18 protein-coding genes and 2 pseudogenes are annotated in these 23,390 nt (G+C 74.4%); 6 read left to right on the top strand and 14 right to left on the bottom strand.

From position 1 onward, the window contains the following. Positions 1 to 7 precede the first annotated feature (7 nt). Both AB0L74_RS27350 and AB0L74_RS27345 read left to right on the top strand, forming a co-directional pair. A complete protein-coding gene (locus AB0L74_RS27350; protein WP_365657753.1) occupies positions 8 to 955 on the top strand; it encodes a DMT family transporter in 948 nt (315 codons plus the stop codon). A gap of 28 nt (positions 956 to 983) precedes the next feature. Continuing rightward, entirely contained in the window at positions 984 to 1,916 is a 933-nt protein-coding gene (locus AB0L74_RS27345; RefSeq protein ID WP_365657749.1) for a LysR family transcriptional regulator, read from the top strand. Here AB0L74_RS27345 and AB0L74_RS27340 read toward each other — a convergent pair. Continuing rightward, complete coding sequence (locus AB0L74_RS27340) at positions 1,892 to 2,218, bottom strand: putative quinol monooxygenase (RefSeq protein WP_365657745.1); 327 nt, start codon at positions 2,216 to 2,218, stop codon at positions 1,892 to 1,894. The two genes, AB0L74_RS27345 and AB0L74_RS27340, sit on opposite strands and share 25 nt — an antisense overlap. A gap of 63 nt (positions 2,219 to 2,281) precedes the next feature. Here AB0L74_RS27340 and AB0L74_RS27335 point away from each other — a divergent pair, with 63 nt between their 5' ends. After that, positions 2,282 to 2,653 carry a MerR family transcriptional regulator gene (locus tag AB0L74_RS27335; protein ID WP_365657742.1) on the top strand — a complete coding sequence of 124 codons (372 nt, stop codon included), beginning with the start codon at positions 2,282 to 2,284 and terminating at the stop codon, positions 2,651 to 2,653. Positions 2,654 to 2,735: 82 nt separating this feature from the next. Here the strand turns inward: AB0L74_RS27335 and pepN are convergent, their stop codons facing one another. Then, a complete protein-coding gene (gene pepN, locus AB0L74_RS27330) occupies positions 2,736 to 5,321 on the bottom strand; it encodes an aminopeptidase N (protein ID WP_365657739.1) in 2,586 nt (861 codons plus the stop codon). A 102-nt stretch (positions 5,322 to 5,423) separates the two neighbouring features. Next, positions 5,424 to 6,626, bottom strand: coding sequence for a transposase (locus AB0L74_RS27325; protein WP_365657736.1), 1,203 nt, complete (start codon positions 6,624 to 6,626; stop codon positions 5,424 to 5,426). Between the two features lie 232 nt (positions 6,627 to 6,858). Between AB0L74_RS27325 and AB0L74_RS27320 the strand changes: the two genes are divergently transcribed. Next, a complete protein-coding gene (locus AB0L74_RS27320; RefSeq protein ID WP_365657733.1) occupies positions 6,859 to 7,485 on the top strand; it encodes a TetR/AcrR family transcriptional regulator in 627 nt (208 codons plus the stop codon). Between the two features lie 151 nt (positions 7,486 to 7,636). Here AB0L74_RS27320 and AB0L74_RS27315 read toward each other — a convergent pair whose 3' ends face one another. The 11 genes and pseudogenes from AB0L74_RS27315 to AB0L74_RS27265 all read right to left on the bottom strand — a co-directional run bounded on the left by AB0L74_RS27315 (position 7,637) and on the right by AB0L74_RS27265 (position 21,772). Next, positions 7,637 to 9,028 carry an MFS transporter gene (locus AB0L74_RS27315; RefSeq protein ID WP_365657730.1) on the bottom strand — a complete coding sequence of 464 codons (1,392 nt, stop codon included), beginning with the start codon at positions 9,026 to 9,028 and terminating at the stop codon, positions 7,637 to 7,639. Positions 9,029 to 9,133: 105 nt separating this feature from the next. After that, a complete protein-coding gene (locus tag AB0L74_RS27310; RefSeq protein ID WP_365657877.1) occupies positions 9,134 to 10,480 on the bottom strand; it encodes a dihydrolipoamide acetyltransferase family protein in 1,347 nt (448 codons plus the stop codon). Between the two features lie 6 nt (positions 10,481 to 10,486). Next, positions 10,487 to 11,479: an alpha-ketoacid dehydrogenase subunit beta gene (locus AB0L74_RS27305; protein WP_365657727.1), complete on the bottom strand. Its 993-nt coding sequence runs from the start codon at positions 11,477 to 11,479 to the stop codon at positions 10,487 to 10,489. Positions 11,480 to 11,482: 3 nt separating this feature from the next. Next, entirely contained in the window at positions 11,483 to 12,685 is a 1,203-nt protein-coding gene (gene pdhA / locus AB0L74_RS27300) for a pyruvate dehydrogenase (acetyl-transferring) E1 component subunit alpha (protein ID WP_365657724.1), read from the bottom strand. After that, positions 12,670 to 13,749: pseudogene (locus AB0L74_RS27295) on the bottom strand (serine hydrolase domain-containing protein); the annotation flags it as partial. The pseudogene AB0L74_RS27295 and the gene pdhA, both read right to left, overlap by 16 nt. A gap of 141 nt (positions 13,750 to 13,890) precedes the next feature. Beyond that, positions 13,891 to 14,565 (bottom strand): HAD-IA family hydrolase, encoded by a 675-nt coding sequence (locus AB0L74_RS27290; protein ID WP_365657721.1) that lies wholly within the window; start codon positions 14,563 to 14,565, stop codon positions 13,891 to 13,893. After that, positions 14,562 to 15,431, bottom strand: a complete 870-nt coding sequence (locus tag AB0L74_RS27285; RefSeq protein ID WP_365657718.1) for a TIM barrel protein — start codon at positions 15,429 to 15,431, stop codon at positions 14,562 to 14,564. The genes AB0L74_RS27290 and AB0L74_RS27285 overlap by 4 nt, the downstream gene beginning before the upstream one ends. Beyond that, a complete protein-coding gene (locus tag AB0L74_RS27280; RefSeq protein WP_365657715.1) occupies positions 15,428 to 17,638 on the bottom strand; it encodes an ROK family protein in 2,211 nt (736 codons plus the stop codon). The genes AB0L74_RS27285 and AB0L74_RS27280 overlap by 4 nt, the downstream gene beginning before the upstream one ends. Next, a complete protein-coding gene (locus tag AB0L74_RS27275) occupies positions 17,635 to 18,846 on the bottom strand; it encodes a sedoheptulose 7-phosphate cyclase (protein ID WP_365657712.1) in 1,212 nt (403 codons plus the stop codon). Before AB0L74_RS27275 ends, AB0L74_RS27280 begins: the two co-directional genes overlap by 4 nt. Positions 18,847 to 19,128: 282 nt before the next feature. Then, complete coding sequence (locus tag AB0L74_RS27270) at positions 19,129 to 20,079, bottom strand: aldo/keto reductase (RefSeq protein WP_365657709.1); 951 nt, start codon at positions 20,077 to 20,079, stop codon at positions 19,129 to 19,131. Positions 20,080 to 20,128: 49 nt separating this feature from the next. After that, the gene (locus tag AB0L74_RS27265; protein WP_365657706.1) at positions 20,129 to 21,772 is read right to left on the bottom strand and encodes an FAD-binding protein; all 1,644 of its coding nucleotides are present in this window, start codon (positions 21,770 to 21,772) and stop codon (positions 20,129 to 20,131) included. Between the two features lie 410 nt (positions 21,773 to 22,182). Here AB0L74_RS27265 and AB0L74_RS27260 point away from each other — a divergent pair, with 410 nt between their 5' ends. Together AB0L74_RS27260 and AB0L74_RS27255 are read left to right on the top strand one after the other, a co-directional pair. After that, positions 22,183 to 23,205: a nitroreductase/quinone reductase family protein gene (locus tag AB0L74_RS27260; protein ID WP_365657703.1), complete on the top strand. Its 1,023-nt coding sequence runs from the start codon at positions 22,183 to 22,185 to the stop codon at positions 23,203 to 23,205. After that, positions 23,202 to 23,390 (top strand): annotated as a pseudogene (locus tag AB0L74_RS27255) (AMP-dependent synthetase); the annotation flags it as partial. The gene AB0L74_RS27260 and the pseudogene AB0L74_RS27255, both read left to right, overlap by 4 nt.

The following is a 23,390-nucleotide window of genomic DNA, read 5'->3' as shown; positions in this document are numbered from 1 at the left end:
GACCTCCGTGGCCGTCGTCCTGCCCAGGACCACCCCCTCCGCCCCTTCCGGAACCGCCCCTTCCGGCGCGCCGGAGTCCTCCCCGGCCCCGGGAGCGGCCGCCGCCCTTCTCGGCACCGCCCTCGCCGCCCTCGCCACGGTCGTCTGGTCCGGCTCGTTCGTCACCTCCCGCGCCCTGCACGACAGCGTCCCGCCCGTGCAGCAGGCGTTCTGGCGCTGGCTGGTGGCGCTCGCGGTGGTCGCCCCGTTCGGCGCCCGGCGGGCATGGCGGCAGCGCCGGCTGATCCGGCGCCACCTCGGCTTCGTCGCCCTGGCCGCCCTGCTGGGCGTCACCGTCTACAACACCCTCGTCAACCAGGCCGGACTCACCACCCCCGCCGCCAACATGGGGATGATCATGGCGGCCTCGCCGGTGCTGATGGCCGTCTTCGAACGGGCGGGCGGCGTCCGGCTCGGCGGCCGCCGGGTCGCCGGGCTGCTCCTCGCCTGCGCCGGAGTCCTGCTGCTGATCGGCCGGGACGGCGCCCGCTTCGCGGCCGGTGACCTGTGGATGATCGCCGCCGCCTGCTGCTTCGGCTCGTACAGCGCCCTGCTCCGCCGCAAGCCGGCTGAACTGGGCGGCGCCGCCTTCCTCTTCACCACCTTCCTGATCGGCACCGCCCTGCTGCTGCCCGCGCAGGGCGTGAGCCTCGCCCTCCAGGGCGGCTTCACCCCGGCGGCCGGCACGGTCCTGCCCCTGCTCTACGTCGGGATCGCCTCCTCGGCGGTCGCCTTCTTCGCCTGGAACCGGGCGGTCGCCCTGGTCGGCCCGAGCCGCGCGGGCGTCGTCTACTACCTCCAGCCGGTGTGCGTGGCCCTGCTGTCCTGGGCGCTGCTGGCCGAGCCCGCCGGCTGGGCACAGGCCGGGTGCATGGCGCTCATCCTGGGCGGGGTCGTCCTCGGGGCGCGCCGCTGACGAGGGGCGGCGGCATAGGTTGTCCGCCATGACCGAGTGGGACGTCCGCAAGCTGCACATCCTGCGCACCCTGCGCGAACGCGAGACCGTCACCGCGACGGCCGAGGCGCTGCGGATGACGCCCTCGGCGGTGTCCCAGCAGCTGACGAACCTCGCCCGGCAGCTCGGGGTGCCCCTGCTCCAGGCGCGGGGGCGGCGGGTGCGGCTGACGGACGCGGCCCGGCTGGTGCTGCGGCACGCCGAGGCGGTGTTCGAGCAACTGGAGCGCGCCGAGGCGGAGCTGGCGGCCTACGTCCAGGGGGACGTGGGCGAGGTGCGGGTCGGGGCCTTCTCCACCGCCGTACCCGCCCTCGTCGTGCCGGCCGTGACCGCCCTGCGGGCGACGCACCCCGGCGTCGAGGTGCGGGTGCGGGAGGCGGAGGCGCAGGAGGCGTACGAGCTGCTGGCCGCCGGGGAGGTGGACCTCGCCCTGTCCCTGGCGGCGCAGGCGCCCAGCGCCGCCGACCCGCGCTTCACCGCGGTGCCGCTGCTCGCCGACCCGCTGGACGTCGCCCTGCCCCACGGCCATCCGCTGGCCCGCGCGGAGGGGCTGCGGCTGGCCGACCTCGCCGCCGAACCGTGGATCTTCGGCGGCAGCGGGCCCTGGTCCGACATCACGCGGGGGGCCTGCGAGGCGGCCGGTTTCAGCCCCGTCCAGGGTCACTCGGCGGCCGGCTGGACGGCGATCCTGGCCATGGTGGAGGCGGGCATGGGCGTGGCGCTGGTGCCGCGGATGGCGGCCGAGCGGCGGGACGGCGTGGTGATGCGGGAGCCGGTCGCGGACCGCCCGGTCCGGCATGTGGTCGCCGCGGTCCGCAAGGGGGCCGGGGAAGGCGCGGCGGTGGGGAGGGTGGTGGCGGCGCTGCGGGCGGTCGCGGCCGCCGCCCGCGGCGGTCCTCAGGACCCGTCGGCGGCGGGGTAGGGGCTCAGCATGGTGTCGAAGTAGCCCTCGGGAGCGCCGTCGAGGTAATCCGGCAGATGGTCCAGGAAGGCCCGCAGGTGCGGGAGGGCGTTGTGCCGGTCCAGGTCCTCCTGGGAGCGCCAGACCTCGTAGAGGAAGAACCGGCCGTCCTCGTGCTCGTGCAGGTGGTACTGGAGGTTGCCCTCCTCCTGCCGGGTGGGTTCCACGAAGGAGGTGAGGATCCGCCTGACCTCGTCGGCGCGTTCGGGCCGGGGGCGCAGGAAGGCGTAGAGGGAGAGGGGCGTTCGCGGTGTCGTCGTCATGCTCCGACGCTAAAATCTCTCACCGATGTGAGGTTCAAGCCCGTCGCGCGTGAGGTGAGTCACATGAGGATCGGCGAGCTGGCGCGGGCGACGGGCGTGAGCGTCCGGCTGCTGCGCTACTACGAGGAGCAGGGCCTGCTCACCTCGCGGCGGGCGGGCGGCGGCCACCGGCACTACACGCCCGACGCCGTCGCCACGGTCGCCCGGATCCGCGCCCTGCTGGCCGCGGGGCTCCCGACGAAGGTCATCCGCGACGTCCTGCCGTGCGCCCTCGGAGACGGCCCGGAAGTCGACGCGTGCGTCCAGGACCTGCTGCGGCGCCAGCTGGCGGACCTGGACACCCGCATCGCCGAGCTCCAGGCGGCCCGGGCCTCGCTCGGCGGCCTCCTGGACGCCTCCGAGCGGGCGTCCGCGGCGGTGCCCGCGCCGGCCTGACGCCCCGCCGGCGCGTCCCTCCGGCGCCCCGGAAGGCGAGCGGGGCGCCCGGTGCGGCACCGGACGCCCTCGCACCAGCCGGTTACGCGCCAGCCGCCGCCGCGTCCGCCGCCTGCGCCCTCAGGGCGCGCTCCACGCCCGCGCGGGACTCGGAGACGAGCCGCCGCAGGGCCGCGTTCGGCTCGGCCGCGACGAGCCAGGCGTCCGTCCGGTCCAGCGTGTCCCGCGTGACCTGCACCGCCGGGTACAGGCCGACCGCGATCTGCTGGGCCATCTCGTGCGAACGGGACTCCCAGACGCCCTTGAGCGCCTCGAAGTACCGCTCCGTGTACGGCGCCAGCAGCTCGCGCTGGTCGGTCTGGACGAAGCCGGAGATGACCGCCTCCTGCACGGCGTTGGGCAGCTTGTCGGACTCCACGACCGACGCCCACGCCTCCGCCTTGGCCTCCGGGGTCGGGCGGGCCGCCCGGGCGGTGGCCGCGTGGCGCTCACCGGCGGCGGTCCTGTCCCGCTCGTACTCGGCGGCGATCTCCTCCTCGCCGAACCGGCCCACCGCGGCGAGCCGCTGCACGAACGCCCAGCGCAGCTCGGTGTCGACGGCCAGGCCCTCGACCGACCGCGACCCGTCCAGCAGGCCCTCCAGCAGATCGAGCTGCTCCGGGGTGCGGGCCGTCGCCGCGAACGCCCGCGCCCAGGCGAGCTGGTGGTCGCCGCCCGGGGCGGCGGACTTCAGGTGGGCGAGCGTGGCCTCGGTCCAGCGGCCGAGCAGCGTCTCGCGGGCGGCCGGGTCGGCGTAGAGGTCGATCGCCAGCTTCACCTGGCGGTGCAGCGACTGCACCACGCCGATGTCGGACTCCTTGCCGATGCCGGACAGGACCAGGGAGAGGTAGTCGCGGGTGGCGAGTTCCCCGTCCCGGGTCATGTCCCAGGCGGACGCCCAGCACAGGGCGCGCGGCAGCGACTCCGTGAAGTCGCCGAGGTGCTCGGTGACGACGGCCAGCGACCGCTCGTCCAGGCGGACCTTGGCGTAGGACAGGTCGTCGTCGTTGAGCAGCACCACCGCCGGACGGGGCTTGCCGGTGAGCTGCGGTACGGCCGTCAGCTCGCCGTCCACGTCCAGCTCGACGCGCTCGACCCGCACCAGCCTGCCCTCGCCGTCCAGGTCGTAGAAGCCGACCGCGATCCGGTGCGGGCGCAGCGTCGGCTCGCCCTTGGCGCCGGCGGGCAGCGCCGGGGCCTCCTGGCGGATCGCGAACGAGGTGATGGTCCCCGTCCCGTCCGCGCCGTCCGTCTCGATCTCGGGACGCAGGACGTTGATCCCGGCCGTCTCCAGCCACGCCTTCGACCAGGTCTTCAGATCGCGCCCGGAGGTCTCCTCCAGGGCGCCCAGCAGGTCGGACAGGCGCGTGTTGCCGAACGCGTGCCGCTTGAAGTACGCCTGCACGCCCCGGAAGAACGCGTCCTCGCCGACGTAGGCGACGAGCTGCTTGAGCACCGAGGCGCCCTTGGCGTACGTGATGCCGTCGAAGTTGACCAGCACGTCGTCCAGGTCGCGGATGTCCGCCATGATCGGGTGCGTGGACGGGAGCTGGTCCTGCCGGTACGCCCAGGTCTTCATGGAGTTGGCGAACGTGGTCCACGAGTGCGGCCAGCGCGAGCCGGGCGCGGCGGCCTGGCAGGCGATGGAGGTGTAGGTGGCGAACGACTCGTTCAGCCACAGGTCGTTCCACCACTCCATGGTGACCAGGTCGCCGAACCACATGTGGGCCAGCTCGTGCAGGATCGTCTCCGCCCGCACCTCGTACGCCGCGTCCGTCACCTTGGAACGGAAGACGTACTGGTCGCGGATGGTCACCGCGCCCGCGTTCTCCATCGCGCCCGCGTTGAACTCCGGCACGAACAGCTGGTCGTACTTCTCGAACGGGTAGGCGTAGTCGAACTTCTCCTGGAACCAGTCGAAGCCCTGCCGGGTCACCTCGAAGATCGCGTCGGAGTCGAGGTGCTCGGCGAGCGAGGGGCGGCAGTAGATGCCGAGCGGGACGGACCGGCCGTCCTTCTCGTACACGCTGTGCACCGAGTGGTACGGGCCGACGATCAGGGCCGTGATGTACGTCGAGATCCGCGGCGTCGGCGCGAAGGACCAGACGTTGTCCACGGGCTCGGGCGTGGGCGAGTTGGAGATGACCGTCCAGCCCTCGGGCGCCCTCACGGTGAACCGGAAGGTCGCCTTCAGGTCCGGCTGCTCGAAGCTGGCGAAGACCCGGCGGGCGTCCGGCACCTCGAACTGGGTGTACAGGTACGCCTGGCTGTCGACCGGGTCGACGAACTTGTGCAGGCCCTCACCGGTGTTCGTGTACGCGCAGTCGGCCACCACCCGCAGGACGTTGCGGCCCTGGAGCAGGCCGGGCAGGGCGATCCGGGAGTCCCGGAAGACCTCGGCGGGGTCCAGCGAGTCCCCGTTGAGGGTCACCTCCCGCACGGACGGCGCCACCAGGTCGATGAACGACTCCGCGCCCTTCTCCGCGACGTCGAAGCGCACGGTGGTCACGGACGGGAAGGTGTCGCCCTCCTGCGCGCCGGAGAGATCGAGCTCGATCTCGTACGAGTCAACGGTGAGCAGCTTCGCCCGCTGCTGCGCCTCTTCGCGAGTCAGGTTTGTGCCAGGCACGCGGTCATCTCCTCGTTATGGGTGGGTCTGCCTCATCCTTCCACGGGAGAGCCGCTCGGGCGATGACGGCGCCCTCGCCCGAGCCGGGCACGGAGCCAGGAGTCAGGCCGCCTCCCCCCACTGGACGGGGGACACGGCCGGGGCGCCCGACAGCAGGGCGTAGGCGTACGCCGCCGAGACGAGGGTCATGTGGCGGTGCCAGCCGGGGAAGGACCGGCCCTCGAAGTCGAGCAGGCCGTACTGCTCGCCCAGGGTGGTCACCGTGGCGAGGCTGCCGGAGTGCAGGCCGGTGAGGCCCAGCAGTTCGCTCATCCGGCGGTCGGTGAGATTGGTGAGCCAGATCCGGCCGAGGCGCTGCCGGGCGGTGTCCCAGGTGGCGAAGACCCGGCCCGGGAAGGAGGCTCTGCCGCCCCCGGGGCGCGGGCCGGGTATCTCCGCCGGACTGGAGGCGACCTGGAGGCGGCGGGGCCGTCCGTCCGGACCGGGCATCATGGCCACGTCCGGGTGCCGGGCGGCGCCCTGGAGCAGGAGCTGACGGGCCGAGACGGGCGCCGCGGACTCGCGGACGGGCCGTGCGGCGCGCAGCGCGGGCGTCAGGGGCAGCTGTCCGTCGACGGCCAGGACGAAGCCGTGACCGCGGCCGGCCAGCCGCTCGACCAGGGGTCGCACGTCCGTCACCGTGGTCAGGTCGGCGACCACGGGCGCGGGGACCACGCCGGGCCGGGCGGCCAGCGTCTCGACCAGGTCCAGCGCCTGCGACCACAGCGGTTGCGGACGCGCCTGCTCGGGGACGCGCGCCCGGCGCCGGACCTCCTCGTCGCTCGCCCACCGCTCGGGCAGGTGCAGCCGCCAGTCGACGGGGACGTGCCCGTCGCCGCCCGCGAGGAAGACCGCCACGCCGAGCTGGCAGTTGACGGTGCGGCCCTGTTCGCGGACGAAGCGGCGGTGCACGCCGACGGAGTGGTCGCCGCGCTTGGGCAGGATCGCCGGGGCCAGCGTCCAGGCGTGCGTGTGCATCCGCTGGTCCGCCCAGCGCAGCAGCTCCGCCCGGGGTGCCTCCCAGCCCCAGGGGCTGGCGTTGACGAACTGCTGGAGCGACTGCGATGCCGTCGTGGGCGACGACGTCACCGTCTCGGCCATGCGCCGCGGCGACTTCTTGCCCGGCGTGGCGAGCAGGCCGCGCAGGTACAGGTGCCCCCACCGCTGCTGGTCGATCCGCGGCAGATGCCCGAACAGGTGCCGGCTGAACGCGGCGAGCGCCGTCTGGCCCCCCTGCCCGCTCCCTGCATCTCGAATCGCTGACACTCCATCCCCCTTCGTGCGGTGCGATCCCGGCGAACGAGAAAAGCATAAAGAACGTTTGCTTTGTTTCGCGCCTACTCTCGACGACTTTGGCGAGTTGAGGCCTCATCACCGCTCCCGCCAGGGGAACGTCAGACTCGGATGCCCGTCGCCGCCGGGACGCGGCCCCGGCACCCGCGGGGCCGAGCGCCCGGGACGGCCGGGTCGAGGCGAATGAGGAAGAGAGTCAGTTTTCATGCAGCAGAGAGCCGCTCGGACCCAGGAGGCGCTGATCCACGCGGCGGCGGAGGAGTTCGACCGCCGCGGGTACGAGGGCGCCTCCCTCTCCCGGATCAGCAAGGGCGCGCAGGCTTCGATGGGTGCGCTGACCTTCCACTTCCACACCAAGGGAGAACTGGCCCGCGCCGTGCGCGCGGAGGGCCGCAAGGCACTCGCCCCGGTGGTGCGGGGATTCACGGACGGTACCGGCGCGCCCCTGGAGGCGCTGGCCGGGCTGACCGCCGCCCTGGTGCGGCTGCTGGAGCGCGACGTCGTCGTCCGGGCCGCGGTGCGCCTGGAGCGCGACGGCCCGCGGGAGACGGAGGAGCGGGAACTGGCCGGGGAGTGGGTGCCCGCGCTGCGGATGCTGCTGGAACGGGCGGCCGAGGCCGGGCAGTTGCGGCCGGAGGCGCCGCCGGTCACCGTGGCCGCCCTGCTCGCCTGGCTGGTGGAGGGCAGCTGGGCGGAGATCGGGCGGCTCGGCGCCCGGCTCCCCGGAGCGACGGGGCGGCCCGCGCCGGAGGACGTCTGGGACCTCGTGCTGTACGGCGTGAGCGGGACCGGACGGCCGGGGCACGCCGGCGCCGACGAGGCGCGGCGCTGACGGAACCGGGCAGGGGCCCCGGGTTCGCCCGGGGCCCCTGCCCATGCGCGCTCGCGCCGGGCCGCGCCCCGGCCGTGCGCCGTCCGGGCACCGCTCGGGTGCCCTTCGTGCGCCGTTCGTGCCGGGCGGCGCGGCCGTCAGCCCCGCGCCGTCAGCCCCGCGCCGACGGCACCGGCGTCCGCGCGGTGAGGGCGTCCGCGGCGGGACGCCCGGACCGGGCCGCCAGCTCCCGCTGCACCTCGGCCAGCGAGCGGTTCTTGGTCTCGGGCACCGTCCGCAGGACGAAGACCACGGCGGCGGTCGACACCGCGGCGAAGAACCAGAAGACCCAGCTCTCCCCGACGAGGTCCGCGGCCGGCAGGAACATCTGCCCCACGACGAAGTTGGCGGCCCAGTTGACCAGCGCGCACACCGCCCCGCCGCGCGCCCGGCTCTCCGGCGGGAACAGCTCCGCCGCCAGGATCCAGAAGACGGGGCCGAGCCCGATGGCGAAGGAGGCCACGTACGTCACCATGAACACCAGCGCCGTCACGTTGGCCGCCGGACTCGCCGGCAGCCCGAGCGCCACCCCGAGGGCGACGAGCGAGAGCGCCATGCCGGCCAGCGAGGACAGCAGCAGCGGACGCCGCCCGGCCCGGTCGATCAGCGGGACGGCCGCGACCGTCATCACCACGTTGACGGCGCCGATCACCACCGAGTAGGTGATCGAGTTGGCGGCGGGCAGACCCGCCCGCGACATGATGCTGGGGGCGTAGTAGATGATGCTGTTGATGCCGCCGAACTGCTGTGCCGCGGCCAGCGTCACCCCGATCACCAGAGCGGGCCGCGCCGCCGGGGACAGCAGCGCGGCGGACGCCCGGCGCGGGGCGGGCCCCTCGCCGGGGGCCCGGGGGGCACGCGGGGCACACGCGGCGGCGCGGGTGCGCAGCCATTCGGGGCTCTCCGGGATCGCCAGGGTGCCCACCAGCATCGCCACGGAGGGGATGAGCCCGACGGCGAACATGGCCCGCCAGTCGGCGCTGTCGGCGTAGGCCAGGTTGATCAGGTAGGACACCAGGATGCCCACCGTCAGCAGGATCTGGTTGGCGGTCACCAGCCGTCCGCGCAGCCGCGGCGGGGCGATCTCGGCCAGGTACAGCGGTACGACGGTGGACGCGCTGCCCACCGCGAGCCCGAGCACCGCGCGGGCCACGACCAGGGCCGCGAAGCCGTCGGCCAGGACGGCGGCGAGCAGCCCCGCGGTGAAGGTCAGCGCGATCGCGACGAGCACCTTCTTGCGGCCGAACCGGTCCGCGGGGCGCCCGCTGCCCAGCGCGCCGACGGCCGCGCCGAGCAGCAGCGCCGAGATCACGGCGCCCTCCTCGAACGAGTTCAGGCCGAAGTCGGTCCGGATGAACAGCAGCGCCCCCGAGATCACCCCGGTGTCGAAGCCGAACAGCAGCCCGCCGAGCGCGACCACCGCCGTGCACAGCCCGAGCCGGGCGGGCGGCGGAGCGGAGCCCGGCGACAGCGGCGCGTCTGGCGGGCGGGGAGCGTCGAACATCGTCGTCCTCTTTCGGTCGGGTTTCGGTCGGGCCCCGCCAACCGGGATGTCCGCGGGGCGGGCCGAGGGCCGCGGGCGGCCGGGCACGGCCGGCCGCGGGGCCCGTCAGGCCCGGGTGATGAGCAGGTCCGGGTCGTGCAGGAGGGCCGCGGTGTCCGCCAGGACACGGGAGCCGAGATCGCCGTCGACCAGGCGGTGGTCGAAGGAGAGGGCCAGCGTGGTGACCTGGCGCGGGACGACCCGGCCGCGGTGCACCCAGGGGCGCGGCGCGATGGTGCCGAGGGCGAGGATGGCCGACTCGCCCGGGTTGAGGATCGGCGTGCCGGTGTCGACGCCGAACACGCCGATGTTGGTGAGCGTCACGGTGCCGCCGCGCAGGGCGGCGGGCGGGGTGCGGCCCTCGCGGGCGGTGGCCACCAGCTCGTCCAGGGCGGTGGCGAGGTCGGGCAGCGTGCGGTGGCCGGCGTCCTCGATGACCGGCACCAGCAGCCCGCGCGGCGTGGCCGCCGCGATGCCCAGGTTGATCCCGCGCTTGCGCACGATCTCCTGGCGCTCCTCGTCCCACGAGGCGTTGATCTCCGGATGGCGCCGCACCGCCAGCGAGAACGCCCGTGCGGCCAGCAGCAGGGGGCCGACCCGCCGTCCCGCCATGTCCGGGTGCCGTTTGAGCCGGTCGATCAGCTTCATGGTCCGGGTGACGTCGACGGTGACGAACTCCGTCACATGCGGCGCGGTGAAGGCGCTGGCCACCATGGCGCGCGCGGTGGCGCGGCGCACGCCGGTGACCGGGATCCGGGTCTCGTCGGCCTCGTCCGCGTCCGCCCGCACGGGAGCGGGCACGGGCGCGGGCGCGGGCGGCGGCGGCGGGGAGACGGCCGCCCGCTCCCCGGCGGGGGCCACGGCCTCGACGTCGGCGCGGGTGATGTCCCCGCGCGGTCCGGTCGGCACCACCGACGCCAGGTCCACGCCCAGCTCCTTGGCCAGCTTGCGCACCGGCGGCTTGGCCAGCGGCAGGGCGGGGGCGGCCGGGGCGGCCGGTGCGGTACCGGCCCGGCGCCGGGCCCGCCGGGCGGGCGCCGCCGGAGCGGCGCCGTAGCCGACCAGCACGGGGGTGCGGCCCCGCGGGCCGTCGGCGTGCGCGGGGGGCTCGGCGCCGGTGGGGGGCCCGGTGTCCGCCGCGCCCTGCGGGCGGGTGTCCACGGTGATGATGGGCGTGCCGACGGCGACCGTGGCCCCTTCCGGGAAGCACAGCTCGCGCACCACGCCCGCGAACGGCACCGGCAGTTCGACGCTGGCCTTGGCCGTCTCCACCTCGCACACGGCCTGGCCGTCGCCGACCGTGTCACCGGGCGCGACCAGCCAGCGGATGATCTCCGCGTCCCGCAGTCCCTCGCCCACGTCGGGCAGCCGGAACTCCCGGTAGCGCTGAAGGGTGTCCGTCATCGTCAGCAGAGCTCCTCAGTGGGCCAGCGCGCGGTCGACGGCGTCGAGTACGCGGTCGATCCCGGGGAGGTACTCCTCCTCCAGCCGGGAGGGCGGATAGGGCGTGTGGTAGGCGCCGACCCGCAGGACCGGCGCCGACAGGTGGTAGAAGCAGCGCTCGGTGACGTGGGCCGCGATCTCCGCGCCCGCCCCGAAGAAGACCGGCGCCTCGTGCGCGACCACGAGCCGCCCGGTCCGGCGCACCGAGCGCTCCACGGTGCCGAAGTCGACCGGCGAGATCGACCGCAGGTCGACGACCTCCAGGTCGTGCCCCTCCTCCGCGGCCACCTCGGCCGCGTCCAGGCAGGTGCGCACCATCGGCCCGTAGGCGGCGAGGGTCAGGTCGCGGCCCGGCCGCACCACGCGGGCGGTGTGCGCGGGCGGCTGCCGCTCGCCGGCGGCGGGATCGAGGTCGACCTCGCCCTTGTCGTAGTAGCGCCGCTTCGGCTCGAAGAAGATCACCGGATCGTCGCAGCGCACGGCCTCCCGGAGCATCCAGTAGGCGTCGGAGGGGGTCGACGGTGACATCACGCGGACGCCCGCCACGTGCGCGAACAGCGCCTCGGGGGACTCCGAGTGGTGTTCCACGGCACCGATCCCGCCGCCGTAGGGGATGCGGATGACGACGGGGAGGCGCACCCGGCCGCCGGAGCGGGCGTGCATCTTCGCGAGCTGGGTGACGATCTGGTCGTAGGCGGGGAAGACGAAGCCGTCGAACTGGATCTCCACGATCGGCCGGTAGCCGCGCAGCGCCAGGCCGATCGCCGTGCCGACGATGCCGGACTCGGCCAGCGGCGTGTCCATCACGCGGGCCTCGCCGAAGTCCTTCTGGAGTCCGTCGGTCACCCGGAACACCCCGCCGAGCCGGCCGACGTCCTCGCCCATGACGAGCGTCTTGGGGTCGGACGCCAGCACCGACCGCAGCGCCTCGTTGAGGGCCGCCACCAGGGTCATACGGGTCGCCGCCATGGCTCAGCCCTCCTCGGCGAAGGCCGCCTGGTAGGCCGCGAACGCGGCGCGTTCGCGGTCCACCCCCGGGTGGGCCTCCGCGTAGACGTGGTCGAACATCTCCTCGGGGGCGGGGGAGGCCATGGCGCGCACGCCCTCCCGGACGCGGGCGGCCAGCGCCTCGCCGGCCTCCGCCACCTCGGCGAAGAAGGCGTCGCCGGCGACGCCCTCGCGGCGCAGCAGGCGCTCCAGCCGCAGCAGCGGGTCCTTGGCCCGCCAGCTCTCCACCTCGGCCGCGTCCCGGTACCGGGACGGGTCGTCGGAGGTGGTGTGGGCGCCCATCCGGTAGGTGAACGCCTCGATCAGGAACGGCCCGCGGCCCGAACGCGCGTGGTCCAGCGCGGCCCGGGTCACCGCCCGCACGGCGAGCACGTCGTTGCCGTCCACGCGCACCCCGGGGAAGCCGAAGCCCTGGGCCCGCTGGTGCAGCGGGACGCGGGTCTGGCGCTCGTTGGGCTCGGAGATCGCCCACTGGTTGTTCTGGCAGAAGAACACGATCGGGGCGTCCCACACGGCGGCGAAGTTGAACGCCTCCGAGACATCGCCCTGGCTGGTGGCGCCGTCGCCGAAGTAGACGATGACCGCCGCCTCCGCGCCGTCCTTGGCCACTCCGCAGGCGTAGCCGGTGGCATGCAGCGTCTGCGAGCCGATGACCAGCGTGTACAGGTGGAAGTCGTGGGCGTCCGGGTCCCAGGCGCCGTTGTCGACGCCGCGGAACAGCCGCATCAGGGCCAGCGGATCGACCCCGCGGCCCAGCGCGACGGCGTGTTCGCGGTAGCTCGGGAAGACCCGGTCGCCGTCGCGCAGCGCCCGTACCGAGCCGACCTGGGCCGCCTCCTGGCCGAGCAGGGAGGGCCACAGGCCCAGTTCGCCCTGGCGTTGCAGGGTGACCCCCTCGGCGTCGACGCGGCGCGCGACGGCCATGTCCCGGTACAGCGCCCGCAGTTCCTGCGGCCCGGGGTCCGACGGGTAGTCGGGGTGCGGCACGCGCTCGCCGCCGGGCGTGAGCAGCCGTATGCCGTCGCCGCTCACCGGGTGCCGCCGATGTTCAGACCGGCCATCGCGCCGGCCACCGCCTTCACCAGCGAGGAGGCGCGCTTGTCGTCGGGACCGAGCGCGATCAGCCGGTTCATGACGTAGCTGACGCCGGCCGCCGCGCGCGGCCACGCCTGGTTGGCGGAGCCGCCGGCGCCGTCGTGGCCGAAGGAGTCGCCGTCGACGGTCGGGCGCGGGTTGGTGCGCAGCCGGTAGCCGCCGCCCCCGTACACCATGGGGACGTCGATGAGCTGGTCGGTCTTGCTGACCCGGGGCGCGCGGGCCTCGTCGAGCAGCGGGCGCGACAGCAGCACGTGCGGTTCGCCGGCCGGCCGGGCGGCGTCGGCGGCGAGGATGCCGTACAGCTTGGCGAAGCCGCGGGCCGAGCCGTAGACGTTGGCGGCGGGGATGAGGGCGAAGCGGCGGCTGGGGCGGTTCCAGATCTCCTCGTCGTCGGGGAAGGGGACCGGGTTCTGCCAGATGCGCTGGGTCAGCGGGTCGTCGCTGGTGAAGTAGCCCGCGAACTGGGCGCGGAAGCCGGTGCCGTACTCCGTGCGGGCGACCCGGTGCTCCTGCTCGGGGGAGAGGCCGAAGGAGACGTCGACGCCGAGCGGACCGGCCACCTCCTCGGCGAAGAAGCGGTCCAGGCGGCGTCCGTCGACGCGGCGGATCACCTCCGCGATGATCCACCCGGTCGCCCAGGGCCCGTACAGGATGCCCTCCGCCCGCGGATCGGCCTCCGGCTCCTGGTCGGCGAGGAGCTTGGCCATCGCCTCGGGGTCGCTGAGGTCGTCCTGGCTGAGCGGCGCGGCGACGGCGGGCATGCGGGCGGTGAAGGTCAGCACCTCCCGCACGGTGATCGCGCCCTTGCCCTTGGCCGCGAACTCCGGCCAGTAGCGGGCGACCGGCGCGTCCAGTTCCACCTCCCCGCGGTCGACGAGCAGCAGCAGGGCGGTGGCGAGGACGCCCTTGCTGCCGGAGAAGATGAGCTGGACCGTGTCACCGGTCCAGGCCCGGCCGGTGGTGGGGTCGGCCAGACCGCCCCACAGGTCCACGACCAGTTCCCCGCCCAGGGTCACCGCGAGTGCGGCGCCCTGCTCGTCCCGCTCGGCGAAGTTGCGCGCGAACTCCTCGCGCACGGCCTCGAACCCCGGTGCCACATGGCCGGAGACGACGACGTCCTGTGCTGTGCTCATGGTGGTGCACTCCGATCGTTGAGGGTGGATGGAGGGGCGGACTGAGGGGTGGATCTCGGGGTGGATCGAGGGGCGGACTGAGGGATGGATCTCGGGGTGGATCGAGGGGTGGATGAGGGGTGGATGAGGAGGCGGGGGCGGTCAGGCCGGTATCGGCGCGGGCAGCCGCACGGGCAGCGTCAGGCGCAGGGCGCCGCCGGTGCCGACGCAGGCGACGCCCCGGTAGTCCGCGATGCGCGGGCGGCCCACGGCCGCGCCGCCCCCGTGCGGGCCGACCACCACGGTCCAGCCGCCCGCGGCGCGGCCCGCGCGCAGGCCCAGTTCCGCGTCCTCGAACACGACCGTCGCCCTGGGGTCGGCGCCGAGCCGGGCGGCCGCGCGCAGATAGCCCTCCGGGTCGGGCTTGCCGCGCCGGACATCGTCGGCGCTGACGACGACCTCCGGCAGCGGCAGCCCGGCCGCGGCCATGCGCCGCTCGGCCAGCTCCCGCCCCGCCGAGGTGACCAGCGCCCAGCGGTCCCGGGGCAGTTGCGCCAGCAGCTCGGCGGCGCCCGGGAGGGCGACGGTGCCCCGGGTGTCGGCGAGGTCCTGGGCGACCAGCCAGGCGGTCTCCGCCGCCACGTCCGTGCCGGGCGGGGCGTGCTCGGCGACCGTCTCGGCGGTCCGCTGTCCGTGGGCGCCGGCCAGGACGGCGGCCGGGTCGAGCCCGTGCCGCGCGGAGAAGCGCCGCCAGGTGCGCTCCACCGCCGCCGACGAGTCGACGAGGGTGCCGTCCATGTCGAACAGCAGCGCCTGCGCCGTCACTACGATGGTCATCTCCCTGCCGTTCCCTTCGTTCCTGTCGTGGTGGGGGCGGCCGCCCGGTCCGGGCCCAGCCGGGCGGCGAGGGCGCGCAGCCGCCCGAGGTCCGCGTCGAGCCGCGCGGCGTCGCCCGAGCGGTGGTCGTTCTCCAGCACCAGCGCCCGCATGGCCGGGCCGTGCGCGGCCACCGCGTCGAGCGTGGCGGCGACCGCGCCGTCCCCGTCGCCGAGCAGCGGCGCCGCGTCCGTGCCGGCCAGTCCGTCCTTGACGTGCACCTGGTCGGCCAGATGTGCTCCGGCCGCGGCCACCAGCGCCGTGGGGTCCACACCCGCGGCATGGGGGTTGTAGGTGTCCAGCAGCAGCCGGAAGGCGGGCGAGCCCACCTCGGCCACCAGCCGCAGGGCCTTGTCGGGCGCGAGGGTGTTCTCGCTGGCCAGGTGGAGCCCGCGGTCCGCCGCACCGGCGGCGGCGGCGCGCAGCACCCGGGCGGTGCGGCGCAGCGCGGCCTCGCCGTCGATCGCGCTGCGCCGGAAGCTGGGGACGAAGACCAGCGGCGCCCCCAGCTCGGTGGCCGCGTCCAGCACCCGCCCTACGACGTCCCGCACCCGGCCGGCGGCGAGGGTGCCCTCGGGCGCGGTGAGCCCGATGTCGTTGAGCACGTTGCCGGTGACCGCGAGCGGCGCCACTCCCGCCGCGCGGGCGGTGCGGGCCAGCCGGGCCAGCCGCCCCGGCGCGTCCAGCCACGGTCCCCGGCCGGGCCCGCCCAGGTCGAACTGGAGCCCCCGCACCCCGTGCCGGCGGGCGAGTCCGACCGCCGCCGCGCCCCGGACGGGCAGCCGCCAGTCGGCCAGCGCCGCCGGCGGCCCGCCCGCGGCGGTCACGAGGGCTCCTGCGGCCGTACGGCCAGCTTGACGAGGCGGCGGCCGGAGACGATCCGGTCCCGGGGCTCCGCGAGCCGGTTCAGCACCGGTACCGCGCCGGCCAGGCTGACCACGTGCGTCACCAGGTCCCGGTACCGGTCGGGTGCCCGGCACAGTTCGGCCGCGGCCTCCAGCAGATGCTCGCCGGCCACGCCCCGGTGGCCCAGGACCCGTACCTTGTCCCCGCTCGCCGTGCCCAGCCGGCCGACGTGCGGCGGCTGCGGCTGCCCCGCCTGGTTGGCGGCCCGCAGCGCGGCGAGGTCCACGCCGGGCAGCCGGGTGGTGGTGGGCGGCCGGGTCAGCCCGCCCACCAGGTCCACGACGGTGTCCACGCCCCGCGCCGCGTCGAGCGCCAGCTCCAGGCAGGGCAGGGTGGCCGGGGCCGGGGTGGCGATCAGCACGGCCAGCGGATCGTCGCCGAGGACCTCCGCGAGCCGCCGCGCGGTCAGGCCGCTTCGGCCCAGCCGCACGTCCGCGCTGTGCCGGGCCCGCCGGCTCCACTCCAGGCCCTCTTGGGTGTGATGGACGTGCACCGTGCGGATCCCGGGCCCGTACCAGCGCCGCGCGGTGCGCACGGCCAGGTGGCCGACGGTGCCGTCGCCGAAGACCAGGAGGGTCCCGGGGCGGTGCTCGGCCAGGGCGAGGGAGGCGTAGCGGACCACGGCGAGCGGCTCGATCAGCGCGCCGAGCACCCCCGGGGGGACGTCCGGCAGCGGCAGGACCAGCCCGCCGTCCACCGCCGTGGCGGGCAGCAGGGCGCGCTCCTGGAGCAGCCCGTCCGTGGTGTTGTGCCCCAGCAGGAAGGACGGGTCGGTGGGGTGGGTGGGGTTGACGACGACCTCGGTGCCCGGGACGAGCCGCGGGTCGCGGACGCCGGGGCCGGCGGCCACGATCCGGGCGACGCCCTCGTGGCCGAGGACCGGGGCGGCGTCGTGCCGCAGCCCCCGCAGCATCTGCAGGTCGGTGCCGCACACGCCCGCCACCACCGGGGCGACGAGCAACTCGCCCGGCCCGGGCCACGGGGTGGGCCGCGGGGAGAGGTGCAGCAGCCCCGAGGCGTCGCGGACGATCGCGTGGTGGCGCCGTACGCGGGGGGCCGCGAGGGCGCCGTCCCGGCGGGGCGCCCCGGAACCGGGGTTCCGGGCCCGCAGGGCCGCGATGCCCGCGCCGATCAGCCCGTTGGCCTCGCCCGGCGCGCACACGGTGATGCGTCCGGTCAGCCAGCCGGGGGCGCGGTCGCCGGTCAGGTAGAGGCCCTGGCGGCGCAGGTGCCGGTGCAGGGACGCCTCGTAGTGCCGGCCGAGGCCGGTCGCCACGCCGCCGGTGAGGCCGAGTTCGTCCAGCTCCGGGTCGAGGCACACCGCGGTGCGCAGGACGTCGGCGACGGGTGCCGTCGCCGCGTCCAGCAGTTCGGCCGCCAGCGGGTCGCCGGCGTCGAGCGCGGCGGCCAGCGCCGTCTCGAACCCGGTGCCCGACGCCATGCGCCGGCCCAGCTCGGAAGCGGCCCAGCGGTCGGCGGCGCGTTCCCGCAGCACGTCGGCCATCCGGCGCAGCCCGGGCCCGGAGGCGTACGCCGCCACATGGCCCGCCGTTCCGCAATCGCATGTCAGTTCGATGGGATGTCCGGCGAGTTCCGCCACCGCGGGCAGATGCCCGACCTCGCCCTGGAGTCCGCAGACGTCCGTGGCGATGGTGCCGGTGCGCTGGTCGACGGTGCGGCAGGCGATGCCCGAGCTGACCGTCATCAGCAGCACCTTGCGCAGGGCGGCGCGGTGCGGCGCGGAGACGAAGTGCAGCAGCGCGGCGGTCACGTCGTTGACCACGTGCCACTCCACCTCCGGCCGCCGTTCGCGCAGGGCGGCCGGGAGGTCGAGGGGGGCCGTGTCGGCCCCGAACAGCGGGGCCGAGCCGTAGACCGTGCCGGTGCGCTGGTCGAGCGCCGCCCCGAAGGACACGCCTGCCACCGTGGACGGCCCGGGGGGCACGGCGTCGCAGATCGCGGTCAGCAGCCGCGCCTTCAGCTCCTCGACGGAGGCCCCCGGGTGGCGCAGCAGGCTGGGGGAGGGCGTGTCGACGACCTCGCCCAGTCCCTCCCGCGGTGACCACGGCGCGTGCCGCACATGGGTCCCGCCCACGTCGAGGACGGTGATCGGGCCCTCGGTACTCACTGGCCCGGCCCGTCCGTCCGGTCCGTGTAGGCGCGCACGTACTCCAGGGCGCGGGCGAGCTCCGCCGCCGTGACGTCGTTGACGAACACGCAGGAACCGATGCCGTCGGTCAGCGGCAGCCGCTGGAGGCCGTCACGGTGCTTGACGGCGTCGGCCAGCCCGACCTGGAGGAGCTCCGCGGTGAACACGGGGTGCGTCAGGGGCAGTCCGGCGGCGGCGATCAGCGCGAGCGCCCGGTGGGCCTCGCTCTCCGAGAGGTACTGGCGGCCGGCGGCGAGGGCGACGCACACCGCCATGTCGACGGCCACCGCCTCGCCGTGCAGCAGGGGCGGGTCGGCGCGCAGCTCCAGCGAGGGGCTGAAGGTGTGGCCGTAGTCGACCGACCGCTCCAGCACGCTCTCCCACAGGTTGGGCTCCAGCTCGTCGAGCATGCCCGCGATCGCCCTGGAGACCACCTCGCGCATGTCCGCGCCGCAGTCCGCCAGCGTGTCGCTGGAGATGTCCGCGACGGTCTGCTCCAGCAGCCGGAACAGGTCCGCGTCCTTAATCAGCGCCATCTTGATGATCTCGGCCAGCCCGTTGGCGATGTGCCGGGCCGGCACGGTCCGCAGGAACTCCGGGTCGATCAGCGTGACCTCGGGGGCGAAGTAGGTGCCCAGCCGGTTCTTGTGGGTGCCGTGGTTCACCCCGGTCTTCACGCCGACGCCCGCGTCGACCTGGCCGACCAGGGTGGTGGGGACCCGGACGTAGGGGGCGCCGCGGCGGTAGAGGCTGGCCGCCATGCCGACCACGTCCATGAGGACGCCGCCGCCCACGACGACCACGCGCTCGGTGCGGCGCAGGATGCCCATCTCGGTCATGGCCCGGGTCACTTCCACGACCTGCTCCAGGGCCTTGGTCTCCTCGTCACCCGGCATCACCAGCCAGGTGACATCGGCCTGCCACGCGGTGAAGTAGTCGCGCAGCGCCGTGCCGTAGAGCTCGTCGACGACTCGGTCGACCACCACCAGGGCGCGGGTGCCGCTGCGGCCGTCGGCGCCGACGGCCTTGGCGAGGGCTGGGTTGGCCGGGCTGAGCAGACCCCGGGTCAGGGACACTTCGTAGCCGACGGGCTGCTGCGCCTGGACGTACCAGGTCAGGCCCGGGGCGCGGGGTATGTCGAAGGCGGTCGTCAGACGCGACGGCCGGGTCGTCATGGTCTCGCTCATCGCGGATATCTCCCTCTGCGGGGTCGGCATGGGTGAGGCGTCATGAGGGGTTGGTGACCCGACCCGCCGCCGGGGACGGCGGTGGCGTCGGGCGGGGCCGTCGGGCGTGGGGGAGGACGGCGCCGGGTTGTGCGGAGTCCGTCGGGCGTGGGGGAGGACGGCGCGGGGTCGTGCGGGGCGTGCCCCGCCGGTGCCGGACCGGGGATGGCCCGGTCCGGCACCGGCGGGGAGGGCTCCGGCGGGGATCACCCGCCGAAGTCGGTGCGCGATCGCAGGCCCGGATCAGGCCTCGGGGGCGCCCATCGGCTCGGGCAGCGCGTCCAGCTCGGCCACGTCCTGGGCGGTGAGCTCCAGGTCGGCGCCGCCGGCGTTCTGCTCCAGGTACCGGGCGGTCTTGGTGCCGGGGATCGGCACGACGTACTCGCCCTTGCCGATCAGCCAGGCCAGGGCCACCTGCGCGGTGGTGGCACCGTGCCGGGCGGCCACGGCCGCCACCGCGTCGACGATCGCCTTGTTGTGCGCGAACGCCTCCTCGGTGAAGCGCGGCTGGGTGCTGCGCCAGTCGTCCTTGGGCAGGTCGGACGGCTTGCTGAAGGCCCCGGTGAGCAGGCCGCGGCCCAGCGGCGAGAACGGCAGGAAGGCGATGCCCTGCTCGACGGTGTACGGCAGGACGTCCGCGAAGGCGTCGCGGGTGAACAGCGAGGCCTCGGACTCGACGGCCGCGACCTCGTGCACCGCCTGCGCGGCGCGCACCTGCTCCAGGGTGACCGCCGACAGACCGAGGGCGCGGATCTTTCCGGCCTCGACCTGCTCGGCCAGGGCGCCCCAGCTCTCCTCCAGCGGGACGTTCGGGTCCACCCGGTGCAGGAAGTACAGGTCGATGTGGTCCACGCCGAGCCGCTGGAGGCTCGCGTCCACGGCGGCCGACAGGTGCTCGGGGCGGCCGTCGAGGCCGAGCCCGTCCTCGCCCACCACCAAGCCGCCCTTCGTGGAGAGCACGACCTCGTCACGGCGGCCCTTGAGGGCGCGGCCGACGAGCGTCTCGTTGGTGAAGGGGCCGTAGACGTCGGCGGTGTCGATCAGGTTCACCCCGAGGTCCAGGGCGCGGTGGATCACCTGCACCGAGGCGTCGTCGTCCCAGCCGTGCGGGTCGTAGCCGAAGGACATGCCCATGGTGCCGAGGCCGACCCGGCCGACTACGGGACCGTTCTTGCCGAGGGTGGTGGTGCGCATCGGGATCACTCCAGTCTCTTCTCAGGGGGGTGGGTACGGGCGCGGTGCGTCAGGGAAGGCGCACCGACTGCTTGTGCCGGAACACGTCACGGGGGTCCCAGGCGCGCTTGACCTGCTGAAGGCGCGGATAGTTCTGCTTCCAGTACAGGTCGTGCCAGGGCACCGCGGACTTGTTGAACGCCGGGTCGGACAGGTCGCCGTCGGGGTAGTTGATGTAGCAGCCGTCGGTGACGTCGTTGGGGACGGGCACGCCTCCGGTGTCGCCGTAGACGGCGGCGAAGGCGTTGCGGACCCAGCCGATGTTCTTCGCGTCGTCCGCCGGCGTGTACCAGCGGCTCTCGAAGTTCACCTTCATGATCGCGTCGCGCTGGGCGACCGCCGTCGCGGTGGACGACACGCTCGCGATCCGGCCGCCGGAGGCGGACAGCACGATGCCCGTCAGGGCGCTGGGCTGGTCCTGGCTGGTCAGGTGGGTGTACATGGCGTCGATCTGACGCTGCGGGGTGCGCTTGCGCAGGTGCGCCGACTTGTGGCACCCGCGCGTCGTGGGGTCGAGCTGCGTCGGGGAGATAGCGCCGATGTAGCGGGTGCCGCGCAGCCACGGCATCAGACGGGTCGTGGTGTACTGCGAGTCGGTCACGCCGTCGCGCCGCACGGTCGCCGAGTGCAGCCCGAGCGCCTGGTCCAGGCCGGCCAGGAAGCCGGACAGCACGCTCGCCGCGTCCGGCAGCGAGGCGTCGAGCTGGACGACGGCGCCCAGCGAGCCGCTGTCGCGGTGGTTGAGCATCAGCCACGAGTAGAGCGACCCCGCCGTGGTGCCCGCCGTGTTGTTCCGCTCGAACCAGGTGCCCCAGTAGTCGACCAGCGCGCTGAAGCCCGCCGCGGTGACCTTCTCCCAGGGCCAGTTCGCCAGGGTGAGGAAGATCTTCGAGGGAGCCTTCGGGAGCAGGCCGGACGGGTCGCCGCTCGCGCCGGGGGTGCGGAACCAATAGGCGGTGACGACGCCGAAGCTGCCGCCGCCTCCGCCGGTGTGCGCCCAGAACAGGTCGCGCAGCGCCGCGTCGGACGAGTCGCGCGCCGCCACCACGCTGCGCGCCTTGCCGGCCGCGTCCACCACGACGACCTCGACGGCGTGCAGGTGGTCCACGGTCAGCCCGTACTGGCGGGAGAGGTTGCCGTACCCGCCGCCGAGGACGTGCCCGCCGACGCCGACGGTGTGGCAGATCCCGGCCGGGATGGTGACTCCCCAGCCCTCGTACAGGGCCTCGTAGACGTCCAGCAGGGTGGCGCCGCCCTCGACCTTGAACGCGTTCATGGCGGTGTCGAACGAGACCGCGTTCATGAGGGACATGTTGATGTTGACCTTGACGTCCGCGTTGAACACGAAGTCCTCGAAGCAGTGGCCGCCGCCGCAGACGGACAGCCGCTTGCCGCGGGTGACCGCGTCCTGCACCGCGGCGACCACCTGGGCGGTGGTCCGGGGCAGCACGACCTGGTCGGGACTGGCCGTCCAGCGCAGGTTGTTGCCCGATATGAGGTCCGGGTAGCGGGGGTCGGAAGGGGTCACCGAGACGCTCGCCGCCGTGTCGGCCGCCGCACTCGCCGTCCGGGCCGTGCCGCCGAGAGCCCGGGCCGCCGGTGCCGTCACCAGCCCCGACCCGGCCGCCACCGCGAGCCCGGAACCCAGGCCCACGAACCGACGTCTTCTCAATTCACCCATCATGACCCCCGCTTTCTGTGACGCACGCACGCGGTTCAGGGAAACACGCCCGCTCCGGCCGAACAGGGCCTTCGCCGTTATGCGCTGTCATGCCCGCACAACGGGCGGGAAGAATGCGACGCATTCGGCGTACTGGAGCACAGTGACGTTCTGGCAGAAGCCGATCGGCGGTTTTCCGTCCGCCGCCGTCGACGGGTCCCATCTCAGCAGGACGTCACCGCCGGGCGCCAACCCGCGGCGCCCACTTCGGCATGTCGGCCGACTTCGTGAACTCCGCCTTGTCCGGCCGCGCCGCGCGGCGGAAAGTCCTCGCGGGACCCGGGCGCACCGCCCGGGACACACGCGTCCGCCCCCGGCGGACCAGATCCGAACGGAGTGGAGTCTTGAGCACACTTCCCGGAGCCCGGGCCGTCCACCACATCGCCTACACGGTGCCCGATCTGGAGCAGGCGGTCAGCTTCTTCGTCGACGTCCTCGGAGCCGAACTCGCCTACCGCCTCGGGCCGGTGGAGGACCCCGAGGGTGACTGGATGACCCGGAAACTCGGCGTCCACCCCCGTGCCAGCGCGCACATCGCCATGCTGCGCCTGGGGCCGGTGACCAACCTGGAGCTGTTCGAGTACACCGCTCCCGACCAGGACCGCGGCCGGCCCCGCAACAGCGACTGGGGAGGGCATCACTTCGCGCTGTACGTCGACGACGTGGACAAGGCGGCCGATTATCTGCGCGAAGTCCCCGGAGTGACGATTCTGGGTGAGCCGGAAACGATTACCGAAGGGCCCATCGCCGGTGACCGGTGGGTGTATTTCACCACCCCCTGGGGCCTGCACATGGAACTGATCAACATGCCCGAGGGAATGCCGTACGAGGAGACCACCAGCACCCGCCTTTACCACCCGGTGGAACGCTGGGGCGACCACCGGGCGAATCCGGAAAGCACGCCGGAAAGTACTCCGGAAAGCGCTCCGGGAACCGTCCCCGAGACCGTGAACAGCAATCCCTTCAACCGTCGCGTCATCGAGGAATTCCGGGCGAACGGCGGCCGGGTGGCCGACTTCGGAGACGTACCGCTCCTGCTGCTCACCACCACCGGCCGACGCAGCGGCCGAACCCGTACCACTCCGCTGGTCCACCTCGCGTACGACGGCCGCCACATCGTCTTCGCCGCCAACGGCGGGGCCGACGACCACCCCGCCTGGTACCGCAATCTGATGGCCTCGGGCACCGCGACGGTGGAGCTGCCGGGGCGGCGGTTCACCGCGCGGCCGGTTCCCGTGCCGGCCTCCGAGCACGAGGAGCTGTGGCGCCGGCAGGCCGCGCAGGACCCCAACTTCTCCCAGTTCCGCGACCGTACGCACCGCGACATCCCGGTCGTCGAGCTGGTCCCCGTGGAGGTGGCACCGTGACGAACCGTGCGGCCACCGAAGAGTTCCGCGGGGCGCGGGACTTCCTGCTGGAGCACCGCGAGGACTACGCGACCGCTTATGAGGGTTTCACCTGGCCCCGGCCGGAGCGTTTCAACTGGGCGCTGGACTGGTTCGACGTGATCGCGGACGGCAACGACCGCACCGCGCTGCACCTGGTGGAGGAG

This window comes from Streptomyces sp. NPDC052020, from assembly GCF_040680575.1.
GTDB lineage: Bacteria > Actinomycetota > Actinomycetes > Streptomycetales > Streptomycetaceae > Streptomyces.
This window is presented reverse-complemented; position numbering and strand designations above follow the sequence as displayed.